The organism is Streptomyces sp. A1277 (assembly GCF_004795015.1).
GTDB lineage: Bacteria > Actinomycetota > Actinomycetes > Streptomycetales > Streptomycetaceae > Streptomyces.
Map to the genome: position 1 here is coordinate 28,946 of NZ_SSBI01000023.1, position 25,849 is coordinate 54,794.

At 71.3% G+C, this 25,849-nt stretch carries 27 protein-coding genes, 1 pseudogene and 1 riboswitch; of the genes and pseudogenes, 7 read left to right on the forward strand and 21 right to left on the reverse strand.

The features are described 5' to 3' along the window. Positions 1-13 precede the first annotated feature (13 nt). From E6R18_RS17260 to E6R18_RS17270, 3 genes are all read right to left on the reverse strand, one after another. Positions 14-1,171, reverse strand: coding sequence for an ROK family protein (locus E6R18_RS17260; protein ID WP_136317781.1), 1,158 nt, complete (start codon positions 1,169-1,171; stop codon positions 14-16). Positions 1,172-1,269: 98 nt separating this feature from the next. Then, positions 1,270-1,920: a response regulator transcription factor gene (locus E6R18_RS17265; protein ID WP_136317782.1), complete on the reverse strand. Its 651-nt coding sequence runs from the start codon at positions 1,918-1,920 to the stop codon at positions 1,270-1,272. Between the two features lie 4 nt (positions 1,921-1,924). Beyond that, the gene (locus E6R18_RS17270) at positions 1,925-3,097 is read right to left on the reverse strand and encodes a histidine kinase (protein ID WP_136317783.1); all 1,173 of its coding nucleotides are present in this window, start codon (positions 3,095-3,097) and stop codon (positions 1,925-1,927) included. 107 nt (positions 3,098-3,204) lie between these two features. Here E6R18_RS17270 and E6R18_RS17275 point away from each other — a divergent pair, with 107 nt between their 5' ends. The 4 genes from E6R18_RS17275 (at position 3,205) to E6R18_RS17290 (ending at position 6,402) form a co-directional block, all read left to right on the forward strand. Next, a complete protein-coding gene (locus E6R18_RS17275) occupies positions 3,205-4,128 on the forward strand; it encodes an ATP-binding cassette domain-containing protein (protein ID WP_136317784.1) in 924 nt (307 codons plus the stop codon). A 2-nt stretch (positions 4,129-4,130) separates the two neighbouring features. After that, complete coding sequence (locus E6R18_RS17280) at positions 4,131-4,862, forward strand: ABC transporter permease (RefSeq protein ID WP_136317785.1); 732 nt, start codon at positions 4,131-4,133, stop codon at positions 4,860-4,862. 204 nt (positions 4,863-5,066) lie between these two features. Beyond that, complete coding sequence (locus tag E6R18_RS17285) at positions 5,067-5,822, forward strand: class I SAM-dependent methyltransferase (RefSeq protein WP_136317786.1); 756 nt, start codon at positions 5,067-5,069, stop codon at positions 5,820-5,822. Positions 5,823-5,961: 139 nt separating this feature from the next. Further along, positions 5,962-6,402, forward strand: coding sequence for a hypothetical protein (locus tag E6R18_RS17290; protein ID WP_136317787.1), 441 nt, complete (start codon positions 5,962-5,964; stop codon positions 6,400-6,402). A 10-nt stretch (positions 6,403-6,412) separates the two neighbouring features. Here E6R18_RS17290 and mug read toward each other — a convergent pair whose 3' ends face one another. The 11 genes and pseudogenes from mug to bioB all read right to left on the reverse strand — a co-directional run bounded on the left by mug (position 6,413) and on the right by bioB (position 17,823). Continuing rightward, on the reverse strand, positions 6,413-6,958 hold the full coding sequence (gene mug / locus E6R18_RS17295) for a G/U mismatch-specific DNA glycosylase (protein ID WP_136317788.1): 546 nt from the start codon (positions 6,956-6,958) through the stop codon (positions 6,413-6,415). Between the two features lie 25 nt (positions 6,959-6,983). Continuing rightward, positions 6,984-8,426: an adenylosuccinate lyase gene (gene purB / locus E6R18_RS17300; RefSeq protein WP_206308308.1), complete on the reverse strand. Its 1,443-nt coding sequence runs from the start codon at positions 8,424-8,426 to the stop codon at positions 6,984-6,986. 83 nt (positions 8,427-8,509) lie between these two features. Then, positions 8,510-9,355, reverse strand: coding sequence for an SGNH/GDSL hydrolase family protein (locus E6R18_RS17305; protein ID WP_136317789.1), 846 nt, complete (start codon positions 9,353-9,355; stop codon positions 8,510-8,512). An 82-nt stretch (positions 9,356-9,437) separates the two neighbouring features. Beyond that, positions 9,438-10,457, reverse strand: a complete 1,020-nt coding sequence (locus E6R18_RS17310; protein WP_136317790.1) for a hemolysin family protein — start codon at positions 10,455-10,457, stop codon at positions 9,438-9,440. Next, on the reverse strand, positions 10,454-11,791 hold the full coding sequence (locus E6R18_RS17315; RefSeq protein ID WP_136317791.1) for a hemolysin family protein: 1,338 nt from the start codon (positions 11,789-11,791) through the stop codon (positions 10,454-10,456). Before E6R18_RS17315 ends, E6R18_RS17310 begins: the two co-directional genes overlap by 4 nt. Before the next feature lie 171 nt (positions 11,792-11,962). Beyond that, positions 11,963-12,382, reverse strand: a complete 420-nt coding sequence (locus E6R18_RS17320; RefSeq protein ID WP_136317792.1) for a GNAT family N-acetyltransferase — start codon at positions 12,380-12,382, stop codon at positions 11,963-11,965. 78 nt (positions 12,383-12,460) lie between these two features. Beyond that, positions 12,461-13,744, reverse strand: a complete 1,284-nt coding sequence (locus tag E6R18_RS17325) for a cytochrome P450 (protein WP_136317793.1) — start codon at positions 13,742-13,744, stop codon at positions 12,461-12,463. Between the two features lie 222 nt (positions 13,745-13,966). Beyond that, positions 13,967-14,426 (reverse strand): annotated as a pseudogene (locus E6R18_RS17330) (class I SAM-dependent methyltransferase). Positions 14,427-14,605: 179 nt separating this feature from the next. Then, positions 14,606-15,295, reverse strand: a complete 690-nt coding sequence (gene bioD, locus E6R18_RS17335; protein ID WP_136317794.1) for a dethiobiotin synthase — start codon at positions 15,293-15,295, stop codon at positions 14,606-14,608. 1 nt (position 15,296) lies between these two features. After that, on the reverse strand, positions 15,297-16,601 hold the full coding sequence (locus tag E6R18_RS17340) for an adenosylmethionine--8-amino-7-oxononanoate transaminase (protein WP_136317795.1): 1,305 nt from the start codon (positions 16,599-16,601) through the stop codon (positions 15,297-15,299). Beyond that, a complete protein-coding gene (gene bioB / locus E6R18_RS17345) occupies positions 16,594-17,823 on the reverse strand; it encodes a biotin synthase BioB (protein WP_136317796.1) in 1,230 nt (409 codons plus the stop codon). The genes E6R18_RS17340 and bioB overlap by 8 nt, the downstream gene beginning before the upstream one ends. 141 nt (positions 17,824-17,964) lie before the next feature. Here bioB and E6R18_RS17350 point away from each other — a divergent pair, with 141 nt between their 5' ends. After that, positions 17,965-19,107 carry an 8-amino-7-oxononanoate synthase gene (locus E6R18_RS17350; RefSeq protein ID WP_136317797.1) on the forward strand — a complete coding sequence of 381 codons (1,143 nt, stop codon included), beginning with the start codon at positions 17,965-17,967 and terminating at the stop codon, positions 19,105-19,107. 13 nt (positions 19,108-19,120) lie between these two features. On the opposite strand, the gene E6R18_RS17355 is transcribed toward E6R18_RS17350, so the two are convergent. Beyond that, positions 19,121-19,312 (reverse strand): DUF397 domain-containing protein, encoded by a 192-nt coding sequence (locus E6R18_RS17355; protein WP_136317798.1) that lies wholly within the window; start codon positions 19,310-19,312, stop codon positions 19,121-19,123. Positions 19,313-19,337: 25 nt separating this feature from the next. After that, positions 19,338-20,198, reverse strand: coding sequence for a helix-turn-helix transcriptional regulator (locus E6R18_RS17360; protein ID WP_136317799.1), 861 nt, complete (start codon positions 20,196-20,198; stop codon positions 19,338-19,340). A gap of 205 nt (positions 20,199-20,403) precedes the next feature. Between E6R18_RS17360 and E6R18_RS17365 the strand changes: the two genes are divergently transcribed. Continuing rightward, entirely contained in the window at positions 20,404-20,835 is a 432-nt protein-coding gene (locus tag E6R18_RS17365; RefSeq protein ID WP_136317800.1) for an ATP-binding protein, read from the forward strand. A 35-nt stretch (positions 20,836-20,870) separates the two neighbouring features. On the opposite strand, the gene E6R18_RS17370 is transcribed toward E6R18_RS17365, so the two are convergent. From E6R18_RS17370 to E6R18_RS17380, 3 genes are all read right to left on the reverse strand, one after another. Beyond that, complete coding sequence (locus E6R18_RS17370) at positions 20,871-21,344, reverse strand: C40 family peptidase (protein WP_136317801.1); 474 nt, start codon at positions 21,342-21,344, stop codon at positions 20,871-20,873. A gap of 3 nt (positions 21,345-21,347) precedes the next feature. Next, positions 21,348-21,544, reverse strand: a riboswitch (cyclic di-AMP (ydaO/yuaA leader). 301 nt (positions 21,545-21,845) lie between these two features. After that, positions 21,846-22,154, reverse strand: a complete 309-nt coding sequence (locus E6R18_RS17375; protein ID WP_136317802.1) for a hypothetical protein — start codon at positions 22,152-22,154, stop codon at positions 21,846-21,848. 7 nt (positions 22,155-22,161) lie between these two features. Further along, a complete protein-coding gene (locus E6R18_RS17380; protein WP_136317803.1) occupies positions 22,162-22,791 on the reverse strand; it encodes an ATP-dependent Clp protease proteolytic subunit in 630 nt (209 codons plus the stop codon). 96 nt (positions 22,792-22,887) lie between these two features. On the opposite strand from E6R18_RS17380, the gene E6R18_RS17385 reads away from it, so the two are divergent. Then, positions 22,888-23,172, forward strand: coding sequence for a type II toxin-antitoxin system Phd/YefM family antitoxin (locus E6R18_RS17385; protein WP_136317804.1), 285 nt, complete (start codon positions 22,888-22,890; stop codon positions 23,170-23,172). A 170-nt stretch (positions 23,173-23,342) separates the two neighbouring features. Here E6R18_RS17385 and E6R18_RS17390 read toward each other — a convergent pair whose 3' ends face one another. Together E6R18_RS17390 and E6R18_RS17395 are read right to left on the reverse strand one after the other, a co-directional pair. Beyond that, positions 23,343-24,056 (reverse strand): lysophospholipid acyltransferase family protein, encoded by a 714-nt coding sequence (locus tag E6R18_RS17390; RefSeq protein WP_136317805.1) that lies wholly within the window; start codon positions 24,054-24,056, stop codon positions 23,343-23,345. 127 nt (positions 24,057-24,183) lie between these two features. Then, complete coding sequence (locus E6R18_RS17395; protein WP_136317806.1) at positions 24,184-25,770, reverse strand: sigma-70 family RNA polymerase sigma factor; 1,587 nt, start codon at positions 25,768-25,770, stop codon at positions 24,184-24,186. Between the last annotated feature and the right edge of the window lie 79 nt (positions 25,771-25,849).

Genomic DNA, 25,849 nt, shown 5'->3' on the forward strand with positions numbered 1-25,849 from the left:
CGGCCCGTCGCACTCAGCGGCGGGCCGTCACCGTTCCCTCCACGGCGAAGAGCTGCTCCTCGACGTGGTCCAGCGCGAGCCGCAACGCACCGGTCGCCACCGCCGCCTCGCCCAGGAGTGAGAGGGCCACCCGAGGGGGCCGCAAACAGTAGCGCGCCAGCTCACCGCGGAGGGGGTCCAGGACCCCGTCCAGACCGGCGGCCCAGCCCCCGACCACCACCAGCTCGGGATCGAGCGCCAGCACCAGCGCCGCCACGTCGTGGACCAGGCGCTGAATGAACCGCTCCACCGCGGCCTGCGCCTGCTCGTCCCCGTGCCGCGCCTTCGCGAACACCGCGGCGACGGCGTGCTCGTCCAGCGGGTCCAACGGGGTGTCCGTAGTCGACAGCAGGTGCTCCGGCGTCACGTCACGGCCGAGCAGGTGCAGCGCACCGATCTCCCCGGCCGCGCCGCCGAACCCCCGGTGCAGCCGCCCACCGATCAGGGAGCCCGCTCCGGGGCTGAGCCCCGCCAGCACGAACACGATGTCGTCGGACTCCGTGGCCGCGCCCTTCCAGTGCTCGGCGACGGCGGCCGCGTTGGCGTCGTTCTCCACGAGTACGGGGCAGCGGAAGGAACGCCTCAGCCGCTCGCCCAGGGCCAGGCCCGTCCAGTCCGGCAGCGCGGTGCCCAGTCTGACGGTCCCGTCGGCCTCCACGATGCCCGGACTGCCCACCCCCACCGCCCGCAGGCTGCTGCGGGCCACACCGGTGCGTCGCAGAACGTCGGCGACCACTGTCCGTACCCGGTCGAGGCGGTCGTCGGCGCTGGCGGTCTCCAACACCCCCCGGGAACCGGCGCCGATGATGCGGCCGTCCAGCCCCGACAGCAGGGCGGACACACGGTGCGGACCGATCTCGATGCCCAGCAGGTGCCCGGCCTCGGCCCGGAACCGGAACCGCCGGGCCGGACGTCCCTGGCGGCGCGCCTCGGCCCCGTCGGGCGCGGACTCGACCACCAGCCCCGCCTCGAAGAGCCCTTCCACAACACCCTCGACCGTCGGCCGGGACAGCCCCGTGATGCGGGTCAGGTCCGTGAGGGTCGAGGAGGACGCGCCCCGGAGGGCATGCAGTACCACCGCGGAATTGATCCGACGCAGCAGCGACGGGTCCCCACCGGTCAGCCGGCCCACGGTGTGTCCTCCCAGCTCGTGCGCATGTCAGGCGGATCGTACTCGGTGCTCAGGGGTAGGGCGACCGTGGGCGGCGATGCCTTTCGGAAAGACCGCGCTCAGCCGGGAGCGACGAACCCGGACTCGTAGGCGGCGATCACCGCCTGCGTGCGGTCACGCGCGCCCAACTTCGCCAGCACAGCGCTGACATGAGTCTTCACCGTCTCCACCCCCACCACCAGCTTGTCGGCGATCTCGGCATTGGTCAGGCCTCGCGCCATCAGTCGAAGGACCGCGGCCTCACGCTCGGTGAGCGAGGCCCGCTTCAACACCTCGCGCGCCTTGTTCGTGCCGTATTCGGCGGCCAGCTGCCGGACCGCCGCCGGGAACAGCAGGGACTCTCCCTCCGCCACCAGCCGGACCGCGTGGACGATCTCGGCCGGCCGGGCCCGCTTGAGGAGGAAACCGTCCGCCCCCGCGCGCAGTGCCTCGTAGACGTACTCGTCGTTCTCGAATGTCGTCACCACCAGGATCTTCGGAGGTTCGGGCACAGTACGCAGCACCACGCGGGTGGCCTCTATGCCGTCCATGAGCGGCATGCGGACGTCCATCGCCACCACATCGGGGCGCAATTGCCGCACCAGGGGGATGACCGCGGCGCCGTCGCCCGCCTCACCCACCACCTCGATATCGGGCTGGGCCTCCAGGACCGCCCGCAGCCCTGCCCGGACCAGGGGCTCGTCGTCGACCAGAAGAACGGTTACCGGCATCGCGTCAGCCTATTCCGTGCAGCGGGAGGCTCGCGTGCACCGTCCATTCGCCGCCGGACGGCCCTGTCCTTGCCTTTCCGCCCAGCAGAGCGGCCCGCTCCCGGATGCCCCGCAGCCCGCTTCCACTTCCCGGCGCACCGGCCGAGCCCGAGAGCGGGTTGCTCACCTCCAGCTCCAGCCGGCCGCCCGCGACACGGATGCGGACGCGAACCGGGACGGCGCCCGAGTGCCGCAGGACGTTGGTGAGGGACTCCTGAAGGATGCGGTACCCCTCCCGGGACACCGGTCCCGGCACCAGCTCCAGCGGCCCGGTCACCTCTGCGTCGACCTTCGCACCGGACCCCCGCGCGGAATCCAGCAGACGGTCGGCCTCGGTCAGCGACGGCCGCTGCCCCGGCGGTGCGTCCGACTCGCGCAGCACTCTCAGAACCCTCTCCAGATCCTCCAGTGCGTCCCGTCCCGTCTCCTCGATCGCCGCCAGGGCCCGGGCGGTGAAGTCCGGGTCGCGCGTCGCCCGCGCCGCGCCCGCCTGCACCACGGCCACGGTCAGGGCGTGCCCGATCGAGTCGTGCAGCTCGCGTGCGATCCGATTGCGTTCGAGGAGCTGTTCGGTGCGCTCCTCCAGCGCGGTCAGCCGCTGCACCGGTGTCGGACCCAGCAGCCACCGCGCTGCCGCGGTGATCATCTCGCCGCAGCTCACCACCACGGCGAACAGCATCACGACGGGAACGGGTGACAGGGCGGCAGCCCACCAGTGCGTCCCCAGCCCGGTGGCGAGCCCCTGCTCGGTCGGCGCCGAACCGAAGGAGGACCGGACGAGGTCGACAGCCGTCGTGGAGAGCGACACCGTGGCCAGCCCGGCCAGGCCCGCACCGAGCAGCCGTATCTCCAGCCAGAGAGCGGTCCTCCAGCGCTCCGACCACGAAGCCGACGGCGCCACCGAGATGGTGGTGTCCGGGGCACCGCGCTCCGCGGGTGTGAGCAGCAGCTGCGCCTGGATGCCCTCCGCGAGGCGCATGCCCGGTATCAGGCCGACCATCGCCGCGAGAACCAGCGGCACCCAAGGCGTGTCCATCGAGATGAACAGCCACACGCTCACGACGGCAGCGGGCATGAGCAGGTGCAGCCAGCGGGTGTAGGTGACCGAGGCGGTCAACGGGCGAAGGAAGCGGTACATGCCGCCATCGTGCCAGTGGGACGGGCACGGCAACTCCCCCGAGCGAGGGAGGTGATCCACACGCGCGGGGGAGGAGCCGGGCCGGCCTGGGGGACGAGGCTGAGGACATGACCAGCATCGATGTTCAGGAGCTCACCAAGGACTACGGCGCGACCCGTGCCGTGGACCGCGTCACCTTCAGTGTGGGGCCCGGCCGTGTGACCGGCTTCCTCGGCCCGAACGGCGCCGGGAAGTCCACCACCATGCGCCTGGTGCTCGGCCTGGACCGCCCCACGAGCGGCACCGCGTCGATCGGCGGGCAGCCGTACGCGGCTCTGGCCGACCCGCTGCGGCATGTCGGAGCCTTGCTCGATCCGCAAGCTGCTCACGGGGCGCGGACGGCGCGCAATCACCTGCTGGCCCTTGCCGCGAGCAACGGCCTGGGCGCCCCCAGGGTCGAAGAAGTATTGGAGGAGACAGGTCTCGACCAGGTGGGCGGGCGCCGGATCAAGACGTTCTCCCTCGGCATGCGCCAGCGCCTCGGCATAGCGGCCGCACTGCTCGGGGACCCGGCAGTCGTCATGCTCGACGAACCGTCGAACGGGCTGGATCCCGAAGGCACCGTCTGGATCCGCGAGCTGATGAAGCGACTCGCCCGTGAGGGTCGCACGGTGCTGGTCTCCAGCCATCTGATGAACGAGACGTCCTCGTTCGCCGACCATCTGATCGTTCTGGGAAGGGGACGGCTGATCGCCGATCTCTCGATGCGGGAATTCCTGGACTCCCGCAGCCGGCCTCGGGTGCGCATGCGCACGACCGAACCCGCCCGGCTCGGTGAGGCACTGGGCCGCGAGGGCTACCGGGCCGTGCAGGACGAGGGCGGCCGTTGGACCGTCGAGGACGTCAGGGCCGAGGAGATAGGTGCGATGATCGCGAGAGAAGGCATCCCGATCGTGGAGCTCAGCGATGAGCAAACCACGTTGGAGCAGGCATATCTGGACCTCACCGCCGAATCGACGGAGTTCGCGTCCGCCGCTCCTCAGGAGGTCTGACCATGTCGGCATCCGCTGTTCTGCGCTCGGAATGGATCAAGATCAGGTCAGTGAGGTCCGTGTTCGGATCGCTGGCAGCCGTCCTTCTCGTGACAATGGCGGTCACGGTGCTCACCGCCGCCACCGTAGGCCGGGCGGAGGCGGACGACGCCGAGCTGCTCTTCGGCGCTTTCTACGCCTTGAACTTCGGCCAGATCGCCGCAATCAGCTTCGGTACGACGGCGGTATCGGCCGAGTACGCCAATGGCGCGTTGCGCATGTCGCTCGCCGCGGTCCCACGTCGCACCCTTTTTTACGTGGCCAAGATGTGTCTCGTCGGGACGGCGGCGCTGGCGGTCGGGCTCGTCACCAGCTTCGGTGCGTTCCTCGCGGGCCAGTTGTTCATGGGGGACGACGCGATCGGGCTGAGCGAACCGGGCGCACTGCGTGCGGCGTTCGGAGGCGGGATCTACCTGGCGCTGATGGCCCTGTTCGCAGCCGGGCTGACGTTCCTGTTGCGGAGCGCGGTCGCTGTTCTCAGCGTGCTCATACCCTTCATCCTCATCGTCTCTTTCGTGGTCGGGGATGTTGCCGGCAGCGTTGCGGACTACCTGCCGGACCGGGCTGGGCAGTTGGTACTGCACCAGCATCCTGAGGGCAGCCTCGGTCCGTGGACGGGCCTGGCCGTGACCGCGGCCTGGGCCGCCGCCACCCTGCTCGCCGGCTGGTGGGCGCTGAGGCGTCGGGACGTCTAGACAGTCTCGTTCGGATCACCCTGCCCAGCGATCCGTGATCCGCGGTCCGCGAGCCCTGCCCAGCGATCCGCGATCATGGATCAGTAATCAGTAATCAGTAATCAGCAATCAGTGATCAGTGATCAGTGATCCGTCGGAGAGGGGGGCGACGGCGGTCGAAACGCAGTGGCCTGCCCGGCGGGTGGCGTGGCAGCCTTCGCCGTCATGGACATCGATGCGGACGTGTGGAACGAACAGGTGGCCAAGGGCTACGACGAGTCATCCGCGCACATGTACGCGCCCGAAGTACTGGGCCCCACGGTTTCGTTCCTCGAGTCCAGAGCCGGGCGGAACCCGGCTCTGGAGTTCGCGGTCGGAACGGGACGGGTCGCTCTGCCTCTGAGTGCGCGAGGCATCCGCGTCGCGGGCATCGAGAAGTCGGAGCCCATGGTGCGGGAGCTGGGCGACAAGCCTGGTGGTGACAGCGTGGCCGTGACCATCGGGGACATGACGACCGCTCGGGCGCCTGGCACGTTCGGCCTTGTCTACCTGGTCTACAACTCCATCACCTGCCTGCTCTCGCAGGAGGAACAGGTCGCCTGCTTCCGCAACGCGGCCACGCACCTCGGACCCGGGGGCCGCTTCGTCATCGAGGTGTTCGTACCCGAACTGCAGCGTCTGCCGCCGGGCGAGACCGCGCGGCCCTTCCATATCGGGGACCAGCACGTAGGTTTCGACACGTACGACCTGGTGAATCAGCAGTTGGTCTCGCACCACTACACGATCGTTGACGACCGAGGATCCACCTTCCACTCCTCTCACCGTTATGTCTGGCCATCCGAACTGGACTTGATGGCACAGCTCGCCGGCCTGCACCTGTCCGAGCGGTGGGCCGGCTGGAAGGAGGCGCCCTTTACCGCGTCCAGCAGATCGCACGTTTCCGTGTGGCAGAAGCCGCTTGACGGCCCCGTCTCTCGTTGACGGCCCCATCTCTCATTGACGGTCCCGTCACTTCTTGACGGGCTCTTGCACCCCTCACGCCAGGGAACGAGGTGGCTGAAATCGTCTCAAAGTACGGAGTGAAGCTCCGATTGTCAGTGGGGAGGGGTTTACTGACGGCATGACCACCGCACATCACCTCCGCCTCATCGACGGGATGCGCACCCGAGAGTTTCCGGCGGAACGAGTCCGGTCGGGTTCGGGAGTCAGCGGGCCCGGCTACCACACGGCGTTCCTGCACGCGGACGACGGCGCCTGGGAAGACGACGAAGCCGGCCGGTTGGAACGCCGCGCACAGTGTCTCGCGGAGCACGAGGCGCTGGTCACGCTGCTCGGCAGCCGCTGGGGTGAGCCGCAGGTGATCAGCCTGTGGAGTGCGCAGGAGCGGATGATGTCCGGCGAGGAGATACCCGACCCGTGGGCCGACACCGTGGCGGGGTGCGAGTACCTGCGGCTGTGGCGCACGGAGGAGGAACGCTGGGTCGCGCTGGCGCTCTACGCGGAGGATGAGGGCTCCGGCTGCGAGCTGAGCGTGGTCGTGACGGAGATCGACCCGCCCTGACCGCAGGGAGCTATGCGCTGCCGGCCTCGACGGCCGTGCGCAGGCGTCCGTACTCCTCGGCCATCGTCCGAGCGGTCCAGTGGGCGTTCAGGCCGCTGGGGTTGGGCAGTGCCCATACGCGGGCCCCGCCGATCGTCCGCTCCTGGGGGCCGATGAGGGCCCGGCGGTCGCCGAATGCCGTGCGGTAGGCGGTGATGCCGACCACGGCCAGCCACTGGGGCCGCAGGCGCTCGACCTTCGCGGTGAGGATCTGTCCTCCGGCCCGGAATTCCTCGGCGGACAGTTCGTCGGCCCGGGCCGTGGCCCTGGCGACGACGTTGGTGATGCCCAGCCCGTACTGGAGCAGCTCGGCCTGGTCGGCGGGGCGCAACTGCCGGGGTGTGAAACCCGAGAGGTGGAGCACGGGCCAGAAGCGGTTGCCGGGGAAGGCGAAGTGGTGGCCCGTGGCGCCTGTCGTCAGGCTCGGGTTGATCCCGCAGAACAGCACGCGCAGACCGCCCGCGACCACGTCGGGAACAACGCGGTCACGGGCGGCCTGAAGCTCCTCGGGCGTCATCGGCCGGAAGGCAGGATAGCCGCGGTCAGAGGATCGAGCCAGGGGTGTATCCGGCGGCCTCCGGGTGCTGCTTGGTGATCTCCTCGATCCGGGAGACGAGCGCGGTCACCTGGTCGCCCGCCGCGCCGGTGAAGGAGAGCTTGTCCGCCATCAGCTCGTCCAGCTGGGAGCGGTCCAGCGGGATGCGCTCGTCGGCCGCGAGCTTGTCCAGCAGCTCGTTGCGCTCCGTGCCCTGCTCACGCATGGCGAGGGCGGAGGCGACGGCGTTCTCCTTGATGGCCTCGTGGGCGACCTCGCGGCCGACGCCCGCACGCACCGCGCCCATCAGGACCTTGGTCGTGGCGAGGAAGGGGAGGTAGCGGTCGAGCTCGCGGGCCACGACGGCGGGAAAGGCGCCGAATTCGTCGAGCACCGTCAGGAACGTCTCGACCAGCCCGTCGAACGCGAAGAACGCGTCCGGCAGGGCCACCCGGCGGACCACCGAGCAGGAGACGTCGCCCTCGTTCCACTGGTCGCCCGCCAGCTCTCCGGTCATCGACGCGTAGCCGCGCAGGATCACCATGAGGCCGTTGACGCGCTCGCAGGAGCGGGTGTTCATCTTGTGGGGCATCGCGGACGAGCCGACCTGGCCCGGCTTGAAGCCCTCGGTCACCAGCTCGTGGCCGGCCATCAGCCGGATGGTCTTCGCCACCGAGGAGGGCGCCGCCGCCAGCTGGACCAGGGCGGTCACCACGTCGTAGTCGAGCGAGCGGGGGTAGACCTGACCGACCGAGGTGAACGCCTGCGCGAAGCCGAGGTGCCCGGCAATGCGCTGTTCGAGCTCGGCCAGCTTCCCGGCGTCGCCGCCCAGGAGGTCGAGCATGTCCTGCGCCGTGCCGACGGGGCCCTTGATACCGCGCAGCGGGTAGCGCCCCAGCAGGTCGTCGAGTCGGCCGTAGGCGACCAGCAGCTCGTCGGCCGCGGTCGCGAAGCGCTTGCCGAGGGTCGTGGCCTGGGCGGCGACGTTGTGGGAGCGTCCGGCCACGACCAGCTCGCGGTACTCGGCCGCCAGCTTGCCGAGCCGGGCCAGGACGGCCACCGTACGGTCGCGCATCAGCTCCAGGGAGAGCCGGATCTGGAGCTGCTCGACGTTCTCGGTGAGGTCGCGGGAGGTCATGCCCTTGTGGACGTGCTCATGACCGGCGAGGGCGTTGAACTCCTCGATCCGGGCCTTCACGTCGTGCCGGGTGACCTTCTCGCGCTCGGCGATCGAGGCCAGGTCGACCTGGTCGAGGACGCGCTCGTAATCGGCGAGGGCGGCGTCGGGCACCTCGATCCCGAGGTCCTTCTGGGCGCGCAGCACCGCCAGCCACAGCTGACGTTCCAGCTTCACCTTCTGCTCGGGGGACCAGAGGACGGCCAGCTCCGTGGAGGCGTAGCGGCCGGCCAGGACATTGGGGATGCGAGGCTTCGCAGACACAGCAGTCACGTGTCCTGATTCTACTGGCGGTTCGTGCAGCTCAGCGCCGCGGTCCGGTTTGTGGATTACTACGAACGCGGCGGGGGCGACGCCTACTGCTCGCCGGTGTCCACGCGGCGCCAGGAAGCCACCGGAGCCGAGGCGCCGTCCTCCTCGGGAGTGACCCAGAACGCCCGGCCCAGCTCCGCGCTGAACTGGGCTCCCGCCCGGCCGTCGCCCGACGAGCGCCCCGTCAGACGCCGCCCGATCCACGGCAGCAGGTGCCGACGGGCGAAGCGCACATCGTCCACGCGCCGGGTGGCCCAGCGCGGCGGGACGGCGGTGGGCAGCACGGCCTGCCAGTCGCTCTCCGGCGGCAGCCCCAGCGCCTGCCAGACCGCCTCGGCCACCCTGCGGTGCCCCTCGGCGGTCAGATGCAGCCGGTCGACGTCCCACAGGCGGGGGTCACCCAGCGACGGCGCGCCGTAGAGATCGACCACTGCCGCGTCGTGCCGGGCGGCCAGCTCGTCGACCAGGGCGAAAAGCTCCTCCATACGCGGCCGGAACCGCTCCATCACCGGTCCGTTGCGGCCGGGGCTGCGCATCAGCACCAGCTTCTTGCACGACGGCGCCAGGCGCTCCACCGCCTCCTCCAGCCGCCCGCGGACCATGCCCATGTCGCACTTGGGGCGCAGGGTGTCGTTGAGGCCGCCGACCAGCGTCACCACGTCGGCCCGCATGGCCGCCGCCACGTCCACCTGCTCGTCCACGATCTGGCCGATGAGCTTGCCGCGTACCGCGAGATTGGCGTACCGGAACCCAGGCGTGCGCGCGGCGAGCCGGGAGGCGAGGACATCGGCCCAGCCCCGGTAGGAACCGTCGGGCAGCAGATCCGACATGCCCTCGGTGAACGAGTCGCCGACCGCGACAAGACTGGTGTATGTGGCATTGAATTCCATGGCGATGCGATCGTATCGCGGTGCCGTTCGGCCCTGCCGGGGGAACGGCGGCTCCGGGCGCGGGGCCCGGAACCACCGGGGATCAGCGGGTCTGGGGGCGGCCCACCAGCTCCCGCAGCACGTCCTCCATCGTCACCATGCCGGCCAGCCGGCCGTCCTCGTCGAGCACCGCAGCCAGGTGCGTACGGCTGCGCCGCATGGCGGTGAGCGCGTCGTCGAGCGGTGTGGCCGCGCGGACCCGGGCGATCGGCCGCATCGAGCTGACCGGGAACGGCATGTCGCGCGGGGTGACGTCGAGGGCGTCCTTCACATGGAGGTACCCGAGGATGCGCCGTTCGGCGTCCATCACGGGGAAGCGCGAGAAGCCCGTCTCGTACGAGAGCCGCTCCAGCTCCTCCGGCGTCGCCCCGACCCGGATGTACATCACCCGGTCCACCGCCAGTACCACGTCCCGTACCGGCCGCCGGCCGAGCTCCAGCGCATGGTGCAGCCGCTCCGCAGCCCGGTCGTCGACCAGACCCGCATCGCCCGCGTCCTTCACCAGACGGGCCAGCTCGTCGTCCGAGAAGGTGGCCGACACCTCGTCCTTCGTCTCCACCCGCAGAAGCTTCAGCAGCGCGTTGGCGAAGGCGTTGATCGCGAAGATCACCGGACGCAGCGCCCGGGCCAGCGCCACCAGCGGCGGCCCGAGCAGCAGCGCGGTCCGTACCGGCTCGGCCAGCGCGATGTTCTTCGGGACCATCTCGCCGAGCAGCATGTGCAGATAGGTCGCCACCGACAGCGCGATCACGAACGAGATCGGATGGACCAGCCCGTGCGGCACACCCACGGTGTCGAAAACCGGCTCCAGCAGATGCGCGATGGCGGGCTCGGCGACGATACCGAGCACCAGGGTGCACAGCGTGATGCCGAGCTGCGCCGCCGCGAGCAGCGCCGATACGTGTTCCAGGCCCCAGATGACGCTGCGCGCCCGCCGGTTCCCCTCCTCGGCCTGCGGCTCGATCTGGCTGCGGCGCACCGAGATGAGGGCGAATTCCGCGCCGACGAAGAAGGCGTTCACCACGAGGGTCAGCAGGCCGATGAAGAGCTGTACGACGGTCATCGCTCGCCCTCCGACGACTCGTGGGAACCGGTCAGCGGTGCGTGCAGCAGTGCCCGCGCGGCGCGGCGCCCGGAAGCGTCCACCACGTCGAGCCGCCAGCCGGCCAGCTCGATGGAGTCGCCCACGGTGGGGATGCGGCCCACCTCCGTCGCGATCAGGCCGGCCAGCGTTTCGTAGGGGCCGTCGGGCACTCTCAGTCCGATCCTCTGCAGCTGGTCGGTGCGGGCGGCGCCGTCGGCCGACCACAGGACGCGTCCGTCGGCGTCCTCACCGGCCGGTGCCAGGTCCGGCGTCTCGTGCGGGTCGTGCTCGTCCCGCACCTCCCCGACGACCTCCTCGACGATGTCCTCCAGCGTCACGACGCCCGCCGTGCCGCCGTACTCGTCGATCACGACCGCCATGGCGAGCTTGCCGGACAGCCGGTCGAGCAGCCGGTCCACGGTCAGCGTCTCCGGTACGAGCACCGGTTCGCGCAGCATCTCGGAGACCCGCTTGCGGGGCCGCTGATCGGATGGGATCGCCAGGACGTCCTTGATGTGGGCGACGCCCACCACGGTGTCGAGGCTGCCCCGGTACACGGGGAAGCGGGAAAGCCCGGTGGCCCGTGTCGCGTTGGCGACGTCCTCGGCGGTCGCGTTGACCTCCAGCGCGGTGACCTGCACCCGGGGGGTCATCACGTTCTCCGCGGTCAGTTCCGGCAGGTTGAGCGTACGGACGAACAGCTCGGCGGTGTCCGCCTCCAGGGCGCCCTCCTTGGCGGAGTGCCGGGCCAGCGCCACCAGCTCCTGGGGACTGCGCGCGGTCGCCAGCTCCTCGGCGGGTTCGAGCCCGAAACGGCGCACGATCCGGTTGGCCGTGTTGTTGAGATGGCTGATGAAGGGCCGGAACACCGCCGTAAAGGCCCGTTGCGGGGTGGCGATGGTCTTCGCCACCGCGAGCGGTGAGGAGATGGCCCAGTTCTTGGGGACCAGCTCGCCGACCACCATCAGGAACACGGTGGACAGGCCCGTACCGATGACGAGCGCCACGGACGACGCGACACCCGGCGACAGGCCGACGGCCTCGACCGGTCCCCGGATCAGTTTCGCGATGGACGGTTCGGAGAGCATGCCGACGACCAGGTTGGTGACCGTGATGCCGAGCTGGGCCCCGGACAGCTGGAAGGTGAGGCTGCGGGCGGCCTTCATGGCGCTCGCGGCACCGCGTTCGCCCTGTTCGACCGCTCTCTCCAGCTGGCCGCGCTCGACCGTGGTCAGGGAGAATTCCGCCGCGACGAAGGCGCCGCAGGCGAGGGAGAGCAGTACCGCAACGAACAGCAGGAGCACTTCGGTCATCGGTTCACCTCCGTCCCATGATCGGGCAGGGACTGGCTGACCGCGCGGTGTCGGCGGGTTCGGCTACTGGGAGGCTCGCCCATGGGCGGAGGCTCACACCTTTCGTCAGGATCGGCAATGCTGAGTCCTCATGGTAAAGGATCAGCAAAGTGCGGGGTGCGTGCCCGTCGCCTACAACGGCTTCACCCAGCGCCGCCAGCGGTCCTCGCGGTGGTAGCCGGCCGCCTGCCAGGCGAGGTGCGCGCGTATGTTCTCCTCCAGCACCATGGCGTCCACCCGTCGGCCGCCCAGCGCGGCGAACCGCTGCTCCGCCGCGTCCAGCAGAGCGGTGGCGATGCCCTGCCGGCGGTGGTCCGGATGCACGGCCAGCCGGTAGGCGGAGCACCGCCAGCCGTCGAACTCGGCGATCACCGTCCCCACCAGTGTGCTGTCCCGCTCCGCGAGCAGCAGCGCCTCGGGGTCGCGGCAAATGAGGCGGGCCACCCCCTCGTGGTCGTCGCTGATGCTCGTACCTTCGGCCGCCGCGCGCCAGAACCGCAGAACGGCATCGATGTCCGGCCGGGCGGCGTAGCGGATGTGGAGATCACTCATGGGGCGAGCCAATCAGAGGGCCGTTCCTCCGTGCGAGCGGTTTCCCCGCCGCTCTCCGGGGGAACTCTCGCGGGGCGTTCAGCGCAGACGCACCGGCAGCGAGTCGATGCCGTAGACGATCGACAGCTTGCGGAAGGTGAGGTCCTGCGGTGGTACGGCGAGCCGCATGGCGGGAAAGCGCCTGGCCAGAGCCGGATAGACCGAGCGCAGCTCCATCCGGGCCAGTTCGGCGCCTATGCAGCGGTGGATGCCGTGCCCGAAGGCGAGATGCCCGGCCGGAGTGACCCGGTCCAAGTCGAATCCCCCGTCGTCCGTGACGTAGGCGGGGTCCCGGTTGGCGCCGCTCAGCGAGCAGAGCACCATGTCACCGCGCGGAATGACCACCCCGGCGATCTCGATGTCCTCGCGGGCGAAGCGGGGAAAGGCGATCTGTACGGCGGAGACGTAGCGCAGCACCTCCTCCACGAACGGCGCCGTCACCCCGTCGTCCGCACGCAGCCGGGCCAGGACATCCGGGTTCCGCAGCAGTACGAGGGAGCCGAGGGCGATCGTGCTCGCCGTCGTCTCGAACCCGCCCGTGAGCACGCCGTCGGCGAGGCCCGCGAGCTCCTCGTCGTCCACGCTGTCCCCGTGCTCCCGCACGATCATGCCGAGCAGGCCGTCACCGGGGCTGCGGCGCTGCGCCCTGACCACGCCGCGGAAGTAGTCGAGCGACGCGGACATCGCGCCGAAGGGCGCCGTCGTCCCCGCGAACAGGTCGAAGCGGTCCATCGCCAACTGCTGGAAGTCGTCCCGGTCCTCGTAGGGCACGCCGAGCAGTTCGCAGATGGTCAGCGACGGCACCGGCAGCGCGAACGCGTGCACCAGGTCGATCGGCCCCGGCTCGGCCGCCATCGCGTCCAGGCGTTCCTCGACGATGGCGTCGATCCGGGGCGCCAGGCGGCGCAGCCGGCGCATCGTGAACTCGGGGGTCAGGATGCGGCGCAGCCGCGTGTGCACCGGCGGATCGCTGAAACCCAGGCCGCCGGGGCTGTGTTCGGCGACTATGCCCGCGTTGCCCGCCAGGTGGGCGAAGTCGGTGCTGAAGCCCTCCGCCGAGCCGAGCACGGCCTTCGACTCCTCGTAGCCGGTGACCACCCAGGCGTCCATGCCGAACGGCAGCGCCACTCTGGACACCGGCGCGCTCGCCCGTGCGGCGGCCAGCCCGCGCACCGGATCGAGGCCGTCCCTGCGCAGCGGCATCAGCAATTGCTCGGGAAGCAGCTTCATCGTGGAGGACCCGAGTCCGTGCTTCTGGATCCTGGCCAGGTAGCGGCGTCCGAGCCGGGCGGTGAGGCGGGAGCGGAACGTCGTCGTACTCAATGTCACTCCATGAGTCGTCGCGAGATCTGGTCGGTTGGCGCCTCAGGCGCCAGGACGTGGCCGACTGCGGTGACTTCGGCTACCTGACCAGGAATTATGACCACTTGTTCGAGCAAGGGAGTGCCGGGGTGCGGAATACGTCCTCAATGCTTCGGTGCGGCCGGGCTGTACGGGCCCCCGGGACTCGCCGGTGCCCCCTTCTCCGGCCGCCCCCACCGCGCACTACCGCCCCGCCACGCCCAGCACACACGGCGCCGTGGGGAGCCGGACGCCATGCTCGGGCAGATCGACCCGCCGGTACGTCTCCACCGTGAACCCGGCCGCCTCGATCGCGCCCAGCTCATCGCGAGAGGTGTGACAGCCCCCGGCCGCCCCGTCGAACGCCTCGCCCCTCACCGGCAGCGCCTCCGCGATCCCCGGCACCACATCCACCGGGATACCGGCCCGCTGCGCCGAGTGCACCGCCGACCGCCGCAGCGTGCGCGCGGGTTCGATCGCCACCACCTCCGGCACCGTCGGCGGGTGCGGGCGGAGTTCAGGCCGTTTCCGGCACCGACCTCGATGACCCGCCCCGACAGTCCGGCGAGCAGTTCCGCCCGGATCGCGGCCAGACCCGCGGCGGACTCGGCGGCCACGCTCATCCGGACACGGCCTAGCAGCGCGCGAAGACGGGGTGGTGCACCGCGTCCCGGGGCTTTTCGCGCTCCGCAGCCGCATGGCGGACCTCCTCGACGGTCCGGCTCGCCCGTGTCGGCGGCGGCGTGCGCCCCGCTCGGCCCGCACGGCGGGGAAACGTTCGGCTCCTTCGATTCTGCCCGTTCCCCACCGCACGGCCGGGCCATGACCGCTCACTCCCGGCGCTCAGCCCCGCGGCCGGTGGCCGCCCAGCGGCTCCGCCAGCCAACTCGCCGCCCTCGCGCGGAAGTCCGCAGGCGCGAGCGACCCCGCCCCCTCGGGTACGGCGCCCAGCAGCGGCGCGCCCGCGGCCACCGGCAGGTCCGCCACATTGCAGCGCGCCGCCAGATCAGGGTCGGCCGGCATGCTGCCGATCACCACCCCGAGGCAGTCGAGCCCGCGCGCCCGCAGCGCCTCCGAGGTCAGGGCCGTGGAGTTCAGCGTGCCCAGCCCGGCCGGGGCCACCACCAGGACCGGCGCCGCCAGCAGCCGGGCCGCGTCCGCCAGGGTGGCGCCCTCGTCGTCGAACCGTACGAGCAGCCCGCCCGCCCCCTCGACCAGCACCAGGTCGTGGTCGGCGGCCAGCTTCTCGGCCGCCTCGGCGATCTCGTAGGGCCGTACCGGCGTCATCCCGGCCCGCCGGGCGGCTGTCGCGGGCGCCAACGGTTCGGGAAAGCGGGCCAGTTCGACCGCCGTCACATGACCGCCCGCCAGCCGTGCCACCTCCGCGGCATCGCCCGGCTCACCCGGCTCCAGACCCGTCTGGGCCGGCTTGAGCACCGCCACCCTTCGGTCCGCGGCCGCCGCCGCGACGGCCGCCGTCACGATCGTCTTGCCGATCTCCGTGCCCGTGCCCGTCACCACCAGAACGCTCACGTCAGCCCTCCCGCGCAGCCGCGCACACGGCGCGGCAGATCCGTGCCAGATCGTCGTCACCGGTCACATACGGCGGCATGGTGTACACGAGGTCGCGGAACGGCCGCAGCCACACCCCTTCGCGCACCGCCGCCCGCGTCGCCGCCTCCATGTCCACCTCGTGGTCGAGCTGGACGACACCGATGGCGCCGAGCACCCGCACATCGCGGACCGATGGCAGCTCACGGGCCGCCACCAGCCCCTCGTGCAGCCCGGCCTCGATGCGCTTGACCTCCTGCTCCCAGTCCTGGCCGAGCAGCAGGTCGATGGAGGCGCAGGCCACCGCGGCGGCGAGCGGATTGCCCATGAACGTCGGACCGTGGGCGAGTACCGGCACCTCGCCGCGCGAGATCCCCTCGGCCACCCCACCGGTGCACAGCGTCGCCGCCATCGTCAGATAGCCGCCGGTCAGCGCCTTGCCCACGCACATCACATCGGGCGAGACCCCGGCATGGCCGGCGGCGAACAGCTTCCCCGTACGGCCGAAGCCCGTCGCGATCTCGTCGAACACCAGCAGGACGCCGTACGCGTCGCACGCCTCGCGCAGCACGCGCAGATACGCGGGGGAGTGGAAGCGCATACCGCCCGCCCCCTGGACCACCGGCTCCACGATCACCGCGGCCAGCTCGTCGGCGTGCCGCTCGATCAGCTCGCGCAGGTGCGCCGCGTACGCCGGATCGGGCGCCGCGTCGTAGCCGGCCGGCGGCTCGTCGGCGAAGACCTGGCGGGGCAGCGCCCCCGACCACAGCTCGTGCATCCCGCCCTCGGGGTCGCACACCGACATCGGCTGCCAGGTGTCCCCGTGGTAGCCGCCGCGCCAGGTCAGCAGCCGCTTCTTGGCCGGCCGCCCGGCCGAGCGCCAGTACTGCAGGCACATCTTCACGGCGACCTCGACCGAAACGGAGCCCGAGTCGGCGAGGAAGACGTGGCGTAGCGGCTCCGGGGTGATCTCCACCAGCCGGGCCGCCAGCCGGACGGCGGGCTCGTGCGTGAGCCCGCCGAACATCACATGGCTCATCCGGTCCAGCTGGCCGCGCGCCGCCTCGTTCAGCACAGGGTGGTTGTACCCGTGCACCGCGGACCACCATGACGACATCCCGTCGACCAACTCGTGGTGCCCGTGCGCCGGTTCGGCGAGGCGGAGCCGGACCCCGGACGCGGACTCCACGACCAGCGGCTCCTGCCGGCCCGGCATCGGGCCGTACGGATGCCAGACGTGCGCCCGGTCCAGGTCCCGGAGCGTGGCGGGGGAGAGCGGCTCAGGCATTGGGAGCGAGGTCCGTACCCGCGCCGCGGCGGCGGACCGCCACCAGGTCCGTGCGGGCGCCCGGCACCTGCGCGTCCTGCGTCTCCTGTGCGGCGGCGGGCGCGGACTGCGCTTCCGGGGCCTCGCCGCAGGGCGCGCAGCCGCCGGAGTGCGAACCGCAGCCCTCCGCCTCCGAAGCGCACCCGCCCGAGTGGGAGCCGCAGCCGGCGGCCGCGTCCGCACGGTGGCGGGGGAGCGTCGTCGTACCCGCGCCCTCGACCTCGAAACCGGCGTCCGCGATCATGTCCAGGTCGGCCTGGCCGGCCTGGCCCTCACTGGTCAGATAGTCACCCAGGAAGATCGAGTTCACCAGGTGCAGGGCGAGCGGCTGCATCGAGCGCAGATGCACCTCGCGCCCGCCCGCGAGCCGTACCTCCACGTCCGGGCAGACGAACCGCACCATCGCCAGGATGCGCAGACAGCGCTGCGGCGTCAGGTTCCACTCCTTGGCGAGCGGGGTCCCCTCGAACGGGATCAGGAAGTTGACCGGAACCGAGTCCGGGTCCAGCTCGCGCAGGGAGAAGACGACGTCGACCAGATCGGCGTCGCTCTCGCCCATGCCCGCGATCAGGCCGGAGCACGCGGAGAGACCGGCGGCCTGCGCCTGGTGCACCGTGTCCACCCGGTCGGCATAGGTGTGGGTGGTCGTGATCTCCCCGTACGTCCCCTCGGACGTGTTGAGGTTGTGGTTGTACGCGTCGGCGCCCGCCGATCGCAGCCGGTCGGCCTGGCCCTCGGAGAGCAGCCCGAGGCAGGCGCACACCTCGACGCCCTCGTTCTGCTCCTTGATGGCCTCGATCGTCTGCGACACCCGGTCGACGTCCCGGTCCGTCGGGCCCCGGCCGCTGGCCACCAGGCAGACGCGCTTGGCGCCGCCGGCCACCCCGGCTGCGGCCGCCTTGGACGCCTCGTCGGGCTTCAGCCAGGTGTACTTGAGGATCTCGGCTTTGGAGCCGAGCCGCTGCGAACAGTACGAGCAGTCCTCGGGGCACAGCCCGGACTTCAGATTGACCAGATAGTTCAGCTTCACCCGCCGCCCGAACCACTGACGGCGCACCTTGCCGGCCGCGGCCACCACGTCGAGCAGTTCGTCGTCCGGGGTCGCCAGTACGGCGAGCGCTTCTTCACGGGTCGGCAGCTCGCGCCGCAGCCCCTTGTCCACCAGCGTGTTCAGGAGGTCCATGGCGACGATCCTGACGCACGGCACCGCCCCGAGCCAAGGATGATCCGGACAACAGAGCTCACCGAGGGTGTGTGCATTGCCACACCGTGGCTCGGCGCGGTCGCGGTTAGTGTCTGTGGGCTGCCTACAAGAGGACCGCTCATGCCCGCCACCCCGTTCGACTGGATAGACGACGAGGCGCGCCGGCGCGCGGCCGCCGGCCTCGTCCGCAGGCTGCGGCCCCGGGACGCCGACGCGGAGCTGCTGGACCTCGCGAGCAACGACTACCTCGGCCTGACGCGGCACCCCGAGGTCACCGACGCCGCGGCCGACGCGGCGCGCCGCTGGGGCGGGGGCGCCACGGGCTCCCGCCTGGTCACGGGTTCGACCGCGCTCCACGCGGAACTGGAACGCGAACTCGCCGACTTCTGCGGTTTCGAGGCGGCTCTCGTGCTCTCCTCCGGTTACGCCGCCAACCTCGCGGCGCTCACCGCGCTCACCGGGCGCGGCGCGCTCATCGCCTCGGACGCGGGCAACCACGCCTCCATCGTCGACGGCTGCCGGCTCTCCCGGGCCGAGACGACCGTCGTCCCGCACGCCGACCCCGAGGCCGTCCGCAAGACGCTGCACGGCCACCCGGGCCGCAAGCTCGCCGTCACCGACTCGGTCTTCTCCGTCGACGGCGACGCCGCGCCGCTGGCCGAACTGGCCCGGGTCTGCCGCGCGGAGCACGCCGCACTCCTCGCGGACGACGCGCACGGCCTGGGAGTCCTCGGGGAGGGCGGGCGCGGCGCGCTCGCCGCCGCCGGGCTGGCGGGCGGCGAGGACATCGTCGCCACGCTCACCCTCTCCAAGTCCCTGGGCAGCCAGGGCGGCGCGGTCCTCGGCCCCGCCCGGGTCATCGACCACCTCGTCAACACCGCTCGCACGTTCATCTTCGACACCGGGCTCGCCCCCGCCGCAGCCGGCGCGGCCCTCGGCGGACTGCGCCTGCTGCGCCGCGAACCGGAACGCGCGCTTCGGGCGCGTACGGTCGCCACCGCGCTGTACGAGGAACTGACCTCGGCCGGTCTGACCGCCGTGCGCCCCGACGCGGCCGTGGTCTCGGTACGCGCGCCCTCGCCCGACGCCGCCGTCCGCTGGGCCGCCGACTGCCGGAAGGCCGGAATGGCGGTCGGCTGCTTCCGGCCGCCGTCCGTCCCCGACGGCATCTCCCGGCTGCGGCTGACCGCCCGCGCCGACCTGACGGACGAGCAGATCGCGCGGGCGGTGGCGATCGTACGGCGGACCGCTCCCCGGGCCTGAGGCGTCGCCCGCCTCAGTTCTTCAGGCCGGCGACGAAGGACGTCCAGGCCGTGTCGGAGAACTCCAGGGGCGGCCTGGACACGTCCTTGGAGTCGCGCACGGCCAGCCGTCTGCCGAACGGGGCCGTCTCCACGCAGTTGTTCATACCCGTGCTGCGGCTGCTGCGCCGCCACCGTAACGGTCGCTGTGCGGGGCAATCCGACATGACGCGCTCCCTCGGGCCGTGGGGGTCAACGATCGCCGCGATCGATCGCGGCGATCAGGTCCAGCGAGTGCTCCGGCGACAGCGCGTGCGTCTGAAGGGTTCGGAAGGCCGAGCTGTACGCCGCAAGGTCTTCTTTCCGTTCCAGATAGAGGCTACTCGTCAAGTGGTCAAGAACGACCACGTCAAGGTCAGAAGCAGTCGGAAAGGAAAAGATAACGAAAGGGCTGGTGAGGCTCACATAGCCGCCGACCGAGAACGGCAGTATCTGAAGTCGCACGTGGGGAAGTTGTGCCACCCGTGCGAGATGCCGCAACTGCTCGCGCATCACCCGCCGGCCACCCACCTCCCGCCGCAGCACCGCCTCGTCGAGCACCGCGCTCAGCCGCAGCGGCGGATCGCTGCGCAGCACCCCCTGCCGGGTCAGCCGCACCTCGACCAGCGAGTCCACCTGGCCGGCCGGAAGCCCGTCCAGGGAGTCCCGGGTCACCGCGCGGGCGTAGTCGGCCGTCTGCAACAGGCCGGGCACCACCGAGGTCTCCAGCGTGCGGGCGGTGCGCGCCTGCGACTCCAGGCTGATGAAGTCGCGGTACTGGGGCGGGATGAGGCCGCGGTACGCGTGCCACCAGCCGGCGCCGCCCCCGCCCGCCGAACCGGCGAGCGCGCCCAGGACCTCGCGCAGCTTCGGATCGTCCACGCCGTACGCGTCCAGCAGCCGGTTCACGTCCTCCGGCCGCACCCCGCTGACACCCGTCTCGATCCGGCTCACCTTCGACTGGTGCCAGCCGAGCAGTCCCGCGGCCTCCCGGCTCGTGAGACCCGACGCATGGCGCATACTCCGCAGCTCCTCCCCGAGCTTGCGGCGCCGCACCGCAGGACCGTGCTGCATCTGATGGCTCCCTCCCGCTGCCTGCCGAGGGGACAGTGTGGTCCCCGCGCGGGCCCGGGTGGGCAGAGTTCACCGGTTCGAGCGACAGATATATGCATATCTTGGTCGATCGCCGTCGCGGCGGGCAGCATCAGTGGCAATCTGGCGCGAAGCACAACCGGACCGCCCGCCGGCCCGGTACCGGGTGGGAAAGGGACGGCTCGCCATGGCAGACCATCAAGAAGCACGTGTCACTCTGCCGAGCGAGCCGGTCTCGGTCGCCGAGGCCCGCAGGTACGTGGCCCGGGTCCTGGCCGAATGGGGCCTGCCCGACGGCACGGAGACGGCCGAGACCGTACGGCTCATCGTCTCGGAGCTCGCCACCAACGCCGTGCTGCACACGTTCGGGCTTTCACCCACGTTCACCGTGGACCTGCGGCTGGAGCGCGAGGAGCAGCTGCGCGTCGGCGTGACGGACAGCCACCCGCGCCGGCCCCAGCGGCTGCCCGCCGCGGTCCAGCAGGACAACGGGCGCGGCCTGGTCATCATCCGCTCCCTGGCCAAGGAGTACGGCGGCCGGCTGACCGTCACGCCCGCGCCCGGCGGCGGCAAGACCGTCTGGGTCGCGCTCCCGTGGCCCGTCCCCGCCCAGCCCTGAGTCCGAGGCGCCCGTGCGCGTCCCGGCGGCGTGCGTCAGCTGACCCGGCCGTAGTAGACGCTCTTGGTCCAGATCTTCTCCAGGCGGACCACGGCGCCGGTCTTCGGCGAGTGCCAGATCTTCCCGCTGCCGGCGTAGATCCCCACGTGGTAGACGCTGCTGCCGGAGTGGAAGAAGACCAGATCGCCGCGCTGCCGCTTGGAGGCTGAGATGTGGCGGGTCTTGTTGTACTGCTGCTGGGCCGTGCGGGGGAGCTGCTTGCCGGCCTTCTTGAACGAGTAGAGCGTCAGCCCCGAACAGTCGAAGCGGTTGGGGCCGGTGGCGCCCCACCGGTAGGGCGCCCCCTTCTTCGACGCGGCGATGTTCAGGGCCTTCATCGAATGCCCGGCGGCCTGCGCCTCGGGGGCGGCACCGGGGACGAACAACGTGCCGCTGACGGCGGCGAGAGTCATGACCGAGGCCGTCGTGGCCCGGGCGAGCAGAGACGGGACATGAACCTGCGCACTCATGCGCAACCCTTCGTCAGCCGCCTGTGAAGGATGACCTGTCGGGTTCGGGCTGGCGAAGTCGCCCGGCCGCACACGGCGGCTTCACCCCGAGGGACTTCCGGAATTCCGGCCGTCCCGTAGTGCTCGGGTCCTCCACTCCTGCCGATCCACTCCTGTCGACCAGGCATCCGGACGGCGGCAGGACTCGGCGTCCGCCCGGACCGCCCCGCCGCGGTGGCGGGGGCTTGTCGTCCCAGGGATCTTGACTCACCGAGTGCCGGATTTCCGAGGCGAAACAGCCATATGTGAAGATCCTCACGGATGGACCGTTCAGGTGGACAGTTGTGTTTCGGCCGGTCTGCGGGGCTCTCCCGGCCATGGCCGTACCAGCGGCGTCGCGAAAGATCCCGCCCCTCACGCATCGTAAAAACGCAAGTCGAGCGGTCGCTCGTGCGAGGGAATGCCTACGCCGAACGAGCGAGGAAAATCGGTTCGCTCGTCGGGCGTGTCGGCGCGGCGGGGTCAACTCGGCGGATCAGGCGGCAGGGTGACCCGCGCCGCCCGCCGCTCCCCGTCCAGTGCCCGCAGTGCCCGCGTCAACGTCGTGGCGTGGATGCGGGTTTCGCCGCGCCGGTGCATCAGCGCGAGCGCGTCCCGCAGGGCCGCCGCGTGCGAGGCCAGCGCCTGTGCGGCGCGCAGGGCCGCGTAGGTGTCGTCGCCGCGGGCCGGGTTGATCCGGCCCACCTGGTCGACCACGTGCAGATAGCGGTCGATGAACTCGCACTCGGCCCGCGTCAGGGCGGGCAGCGGGGAGAACTCCGGTGGCGGCATCTCCCGTTCACCAACCGGTGCGGGGCGCGGGGACGCGGCTGCGTACGATGTGGTCGACCAGGCCGTAGGTCAGGGCGCCCTCCGCGTCGAGGATGAGGTCGCGCTCGGTGTCCCGGGCGACCTCTTCGGCGGTGTGCCCCGTGTGACGGGCCAGCATGCCGGCCATCGTCTCGCGCATCCGGGCCAGTTCCCGCGCCTCGATCTCCAGGTCGGACGGCTGCCCCTGGACGGGCTCGGCCAGCCCCGGCTGGCTCACCACCACCCGGGCGCCGGGCAGCATGTGCCGCCGCCCCGGGGCGCCCGCGGCGAGCAGCACGGCCGCGCCGGCGCTCGCCCGGCCGAGGCAGAAGGTCTCCACCTCGCAGTTCAGGAAGGCCATCGTGTCGTAGAGCGTGGTCATCGCGCCGAACGAGCCGCCCGGCGAGTTGATGTACAGCGAGACGGGCCGGCCGGGCGCGTCGTGCTCCAGGTACATCAGCTGCGCGACCAGGTCGTTGGCCGCCGTGTCGTCCAGCGCCGTGCCGAGGAAGACGACGCGCTCGGCCAGCAGCTTGGAGTACGGGTCGAGGGTCCGGGACCCCTGGGAGGTGCGCTCGGTGAACTCGGGCAGGACATGACGGGCGGCGGGACGGTGCAAGGCGGGGCCTTTCCTCCGGCTGCGCGGACCCCATGGGGTGCCCGCGCACGCTTCCGTAAAAAATGTACAGGACGTACAGAAGGTTATGATGGGAGCATGGCCTACGAGATTCCGGTGACGCAAGCCCGTGCTGAACTCGCCGAACTGATCAACCGAGTCGTCTACGGCGGCGAGCGCGTGGTCGTGACGCGGCACGGAAAACCGCTCGTCGCCCTCGTATCGGCCGCTGACCTGGAACGACTCGAGAAGGACGAGGCGGCGGAGCAGGAGCAGGTGATCAGCTCGGTCTCCTCGATCGGCTCCACCGCGTCCGCTCCCGGCGAACGGCACCGCTTCGGCATCGCCGCCGAACACCGCGGGCACCACGGCCCCGACGCCTGACCGCCGGCGCGGTGCCGCGCGCCCGGAGCGCGGCTCAGGCCGCCCGGACGCGCTCCTCCAGCGCCCGGGAGCAGGGCCCCGGGGCGGCCGGCCGGATCAGCTCGGCCGCGCCGCAGCCCGAGCGCGTCCGAGGCCCCGAGCAGCGAGGTTCCCCGATCGCGAATCCGCCCTCAGCGTCGCAGCTTCGGGAACCTGCCCGGCTGCTGCGCCTGCGCTGACTCCTTCACCTTGACCGCGTACTCGTCGACGTACTCCTGGCCGGAGAGGCCGAGGATCGCGTACATGATCTCGTCGGTCACCGCCCGGATCGCCGCCTTCTCGTTCTCCAGACCGGCGTAGCGCGAGAAGTCCAGCGGTTCGCCGAAGCGGATGGTGACCTGCTTGATGCGGGGGAGGACCTTGCCGGGGGGCTGGATCTCGAACGTGCCGACCATGGCGCACGGCACCACCGGCACCTGGGCCCGGATGGCCATGACCGCCACCCCGACCTTGCCCTTGTACAGCCGGCCGTCGTGCGAGCGCGTCCCCTCCGGATAGATGCCCAGCAACTCGCCCCGGCCCAGCACCCCGAGCCCTTCGCGGATCGCCGCCTGCCCCGCCTCCTTGCCCGACCGGTCCACCGGGATCTGCCCGGCGCTGCGGAAGAACGCTGCGGTCAGCCGGCCCTTCACCCCGGGACCGGTGAAGTACTCCGCCTTGGCGAGGAAGGTGATGCGCCGCTTGATGATCGCGGGCATCAGGAAGTGGTCGGAGAACGACAGGTGATTGCCGGCGACGATCGCGGCGCCGTCGTCCGGAATGTGCTCCGCACCCTCGATGACCGGCCGGAACAGCAGCCGCAGCACCGGCCCGAGGACGACGTACTTGAGGACGTAGTAGAACACGGTCTCTCCCCGGTCTGCTGGATCAGCGGGTCAGCGAAGCGACATCCGGACGACCGGCCGCCTCGCGACGGCCGATCGTAGCCCGATGAGACGTGTACCCCGCGCTCATGCCCGGAAGCCGCAGCCCCTACAGCCCCGTGCCGAAGTCCTGGGTCCAGACGATGCCGCCGGAGTTGTCCTGTATGCCCACACCCAGCTCCTTGAACGCGCAGTTGAGGATGTTCGCGCGGTGGCCGGGGCTGTTCATCCAGGAGTTCATCACGTCGGCGGGCGTGCGCTGTCCCTTGGCGATGTTCTCGCCGTACGTGCTCCACCGGTAGCCGGTGGCGGTGATCCGGTCGCCGGGGCCCGAGCCGTCCTGCGAGGTGTGCGAGAAGTAGTCGTGCGCGGCCATGTCCTCGGAATGCCGCTGCGCGGCGGTCGTCAGCTGCGCGTTGGCGCTCACCGGCGCACAGCCTTCCTTGGCGCGTTCGCTGTTGACCAGTGCCAGGACCTGCTGCGAGTCCGAGGCCGGGCTCGGTGCGGGCGGGGCCGGGGCCGGCCGGGCGGTGTGCGAGGACGGGACCGCCGAGGGGCGTCCGCTCGCGGTGGCCGTCTTCTTCGGCTTCGGCTTCGCCTTCGTCTTGGTGGCGGTGGGGCTCGCGCTCCTGCTGGGCGACGACGAGGCGGAGGCCGACGGCGAGAGGGAGGGCGACGGGTCGGACGAGGCCGTCGTGGCGGGGGCGTCGGCCGAAGGGGCGGAGGCCACGCGCGTCGCCTCGTCGCTGTCGCCCGTCGTCAGATGGACGGCCGCGCCCCCGGTGCCCAGAGCGGCCACCGCGATCACCGAGGCCACCACCGCGTTGCGCCGCCGCCGCCGCGTCTGGTCGCGTCGCAGCTGGGCCCGGCCCGGCCCCGACAGCGGCGCGGCGGACGCCACCTCGGCCGGCCGCGCCGTGTGGCCGGCGCCCGCCACCGCGAGCGGCACCAGCGCCAGCCCGACCAGCAGCCCTTCGGCCGGAACGAGGCCCGAGCCGAACCCCGAGCAGACCGTGCAACCGCGAGCGTGCCGCGCGATGCGTTTGCGCCACAGCGCAGAGGGCGCCCCGTCCCACCCGGCGAGCATGTCCTCCAGCAGCACACACCGGGGCTGCGCGGCCAGCGCGCCCACCACCACCCGCGCGGTGTCCAGCTGCGCCTTCATCCGCTGCACCCGCACGGCGGTGTGCTCGGGGGAGAGGTTCAGCGCCGCCGCCACCTCGGCCCGGGACAGTTCCCCGGCCGCCTCCAGCCACCACAACGAGAGCAGTGCCCGGTCGTCCTCGTCCACCCAGCGCGTAGCCTCGGCGACCTGCCGGCGCTGTCCGGACAGACCGAGCCGCAATATCGTCACGTCGACGAAGTCGGCGCCGGGGTCGGCGGCATCGGGGCCGGTGCCCAGCGGCTCGGCGGGTATCGGCGCCGTCTGCCGCTCCCGCCAGTGCCCGCGTATCTCGTTCATCGCGATGGCCACCAGCCACGAGCGGAACCGTTCCGGCGTCCGCAGGCCGGGCAGCGCACGCAGCATGCGCAGGACGGTCTCCTGCACGACGTCGTCCACGTCCGCGTGGCCGTTCAGCGCACGCCCGACGATGTTGTACAGCAGCGGCAGATAGGACGCGACGAGTTGGTCCTTGGCGCCGGCGTCCCCGGCCTGCGCCGCCTTGATCAACGCCCTCTCGCGGTCCTTGCCCATGCTGTGCTCACTCTTCCCGAGTCCTGTTCCGGCTTCACGCACACCTGGGAGATGCGGCCCGGCGGGGACCATAACAAAA

What these genes read in the sequence shown, in the direction of transcription:
- E6R18_RS17280 (WP_136317785.1), top strand. Translation starts at nt 4,131, where the DNA reads ATGTCGGCATCCGCTGTTCTGCGCTCGGAATGGATCAAGATCAGGTCA.
- E6R18_RS17385 (WP_136317804.1), top strand. Translation starts at nt 22,888, where the DNA reads ATGGCCTACGAGATTCCGGTGACGCAAGCCCGTGCTGAACTCGCCGAA.
- E6R18_RS17290 (WP_136317787.1), top strand. Translation starts at nt 5,962, where the DNA reads ATGACCACCGCACATCACCTCCGCCTCATCGACGGGATGCGCACCCGA.
- E6R18_RS17360 (WP_136317799.1), bottom strand. Translation starts at nt 20,198, where the DNA reads ATGCAGCACGGTCCTGCGGTGCGGCGCCGCAAGCTCGGGGAGGAGCTG.
- E6R18_RS17310 (WP_136317790.1), bottom strand. Translation starts at nt 10,457, where the DNA reads ATGACCGTCGTACAGCTCTTCATCGGCCTGCTGACCCTCGTGGTGAAC.
- E6R18_RS17305 (WP_136317789.1), bottom strand. Translation starts at nt 9,355, where the DNA reads ATGGAATTCAATGCCACATACACCAGTCTTGTCGCGGTCGGCGACTCG.
- E6R18_RS17370 (WP_136317801.1), bottom strand. Translation starts at nt 21,344, where the DNA reads ATGAGTGCGCAGGTTCATGTCCCGTCTCTGCTCGCCCGGGCCACGACG.
- E6R18_RS17395 (WP_136317806.1), bottom strand. Translation starts at nt 25,770, where the DNA reads ATGGGCAAGGACCGCGAGAGGGCGTTGATCAAGGCGGCGCAGGCCGGG.
- E6R18_RS17340 (WP_136317795.1), bottom strand. Translation starts at nt 16,601, where the DNA reads ATGCCTGAGCCGCTCTCCCCCGCCACGCTCCGGGACCTGGACCGGGCG.
- E6R18_RS17265 (WP_136317782.1), bottom strand. Translation starts at nt 1,920, where the DNA reads ATGCCGGTAACCGTTCTTCTGGTCGACGACGAGCCCCTGGTCCGGGCA.
- E6R18_RS17270 (WP_136317783.1), bottom strand. Translation starts at nt 3,097, where the DNA reads ATGTACCGCTTCCTTCGCCCGTTGACCGCCTCGGTCACCTACACCCGC.
- E6R18_RS17350 (WP_136317797.1), top strand. Translation starts at nt 17,965, where the DNA reads ATGCCCGCCACCCCGTTCGACTGGATAGACGACGAGGCGCGCCGGCGC.
- E6R18_RS17285 (WP_136317786.1), top strand. Translation starts at nt 5,067, where the DNA reads ATGGACATCGATGCGGACGTGTGGAACGAACAGGTGGCCAAGGGCTAC.
- E6R18_RS17365 (WP_136317800.1), top strand. Translation starts at nt 20,404, where the DNA reads ATGGCAGACCATCAAGAAGCACGTGTCACTCTGCCGAGCGAGCCGGTC.
- mug (WP_136317788.1), bottom strand. Translation starts at nt 6,958, where the DNA reads ATGACGCCCGAGGAGCTTCAGGCCGCCCGTGACCGCGTTGTTCCCGAC.
- E6R18_RS17315 (WP_136317791.1), bottom strand. Translation starts at nt 11,791, where the DNA reads ATGACCGAAGTGCTCCTGCTGTTCGTTGCGGTACTGCTCTCCCTCGCC.
- E6R18_RS17320 (WP_136317792.1), bottom strand. Translation starts at nt 12,382, where the DNA reads ATGAGTGATCTCCACATCCGCTACGCCGCCCGGCCGGACATCGATGCC.
- E6R18_RS17355 (WP_136317798.1), bottom strand. Translation starts at nt 19,312, where the DNA reads ATGTCGGATTGCCCCGCACAGCGACCGTTACGGTGGCGGCGCAGCAGC.
- E6R18_RS17375 (WP_136317802.1), bottom strand. Translation starts at nt 22,154, where the DNA reads ATGCCGCCACCGGAGTTCTCCCCGCTGCCCGCCCTGACGCGGGCCGAG.
- E6R18_RS17275 (WP_136317784.1), top strand. Translation starts at nt 3,205, where the DNA reads ATGACCAGCATCGATGTTCAGGAGCTCACCAAGGACTACGGCGCGACC.
- bioB (WP_136317796.1), bottom strand. Translation starts at nt 17,823, where the DNA reads ATGGACCTCCTGAACACGCTGGTGGACAAGGGGCTGCGGCGCGAGCTG.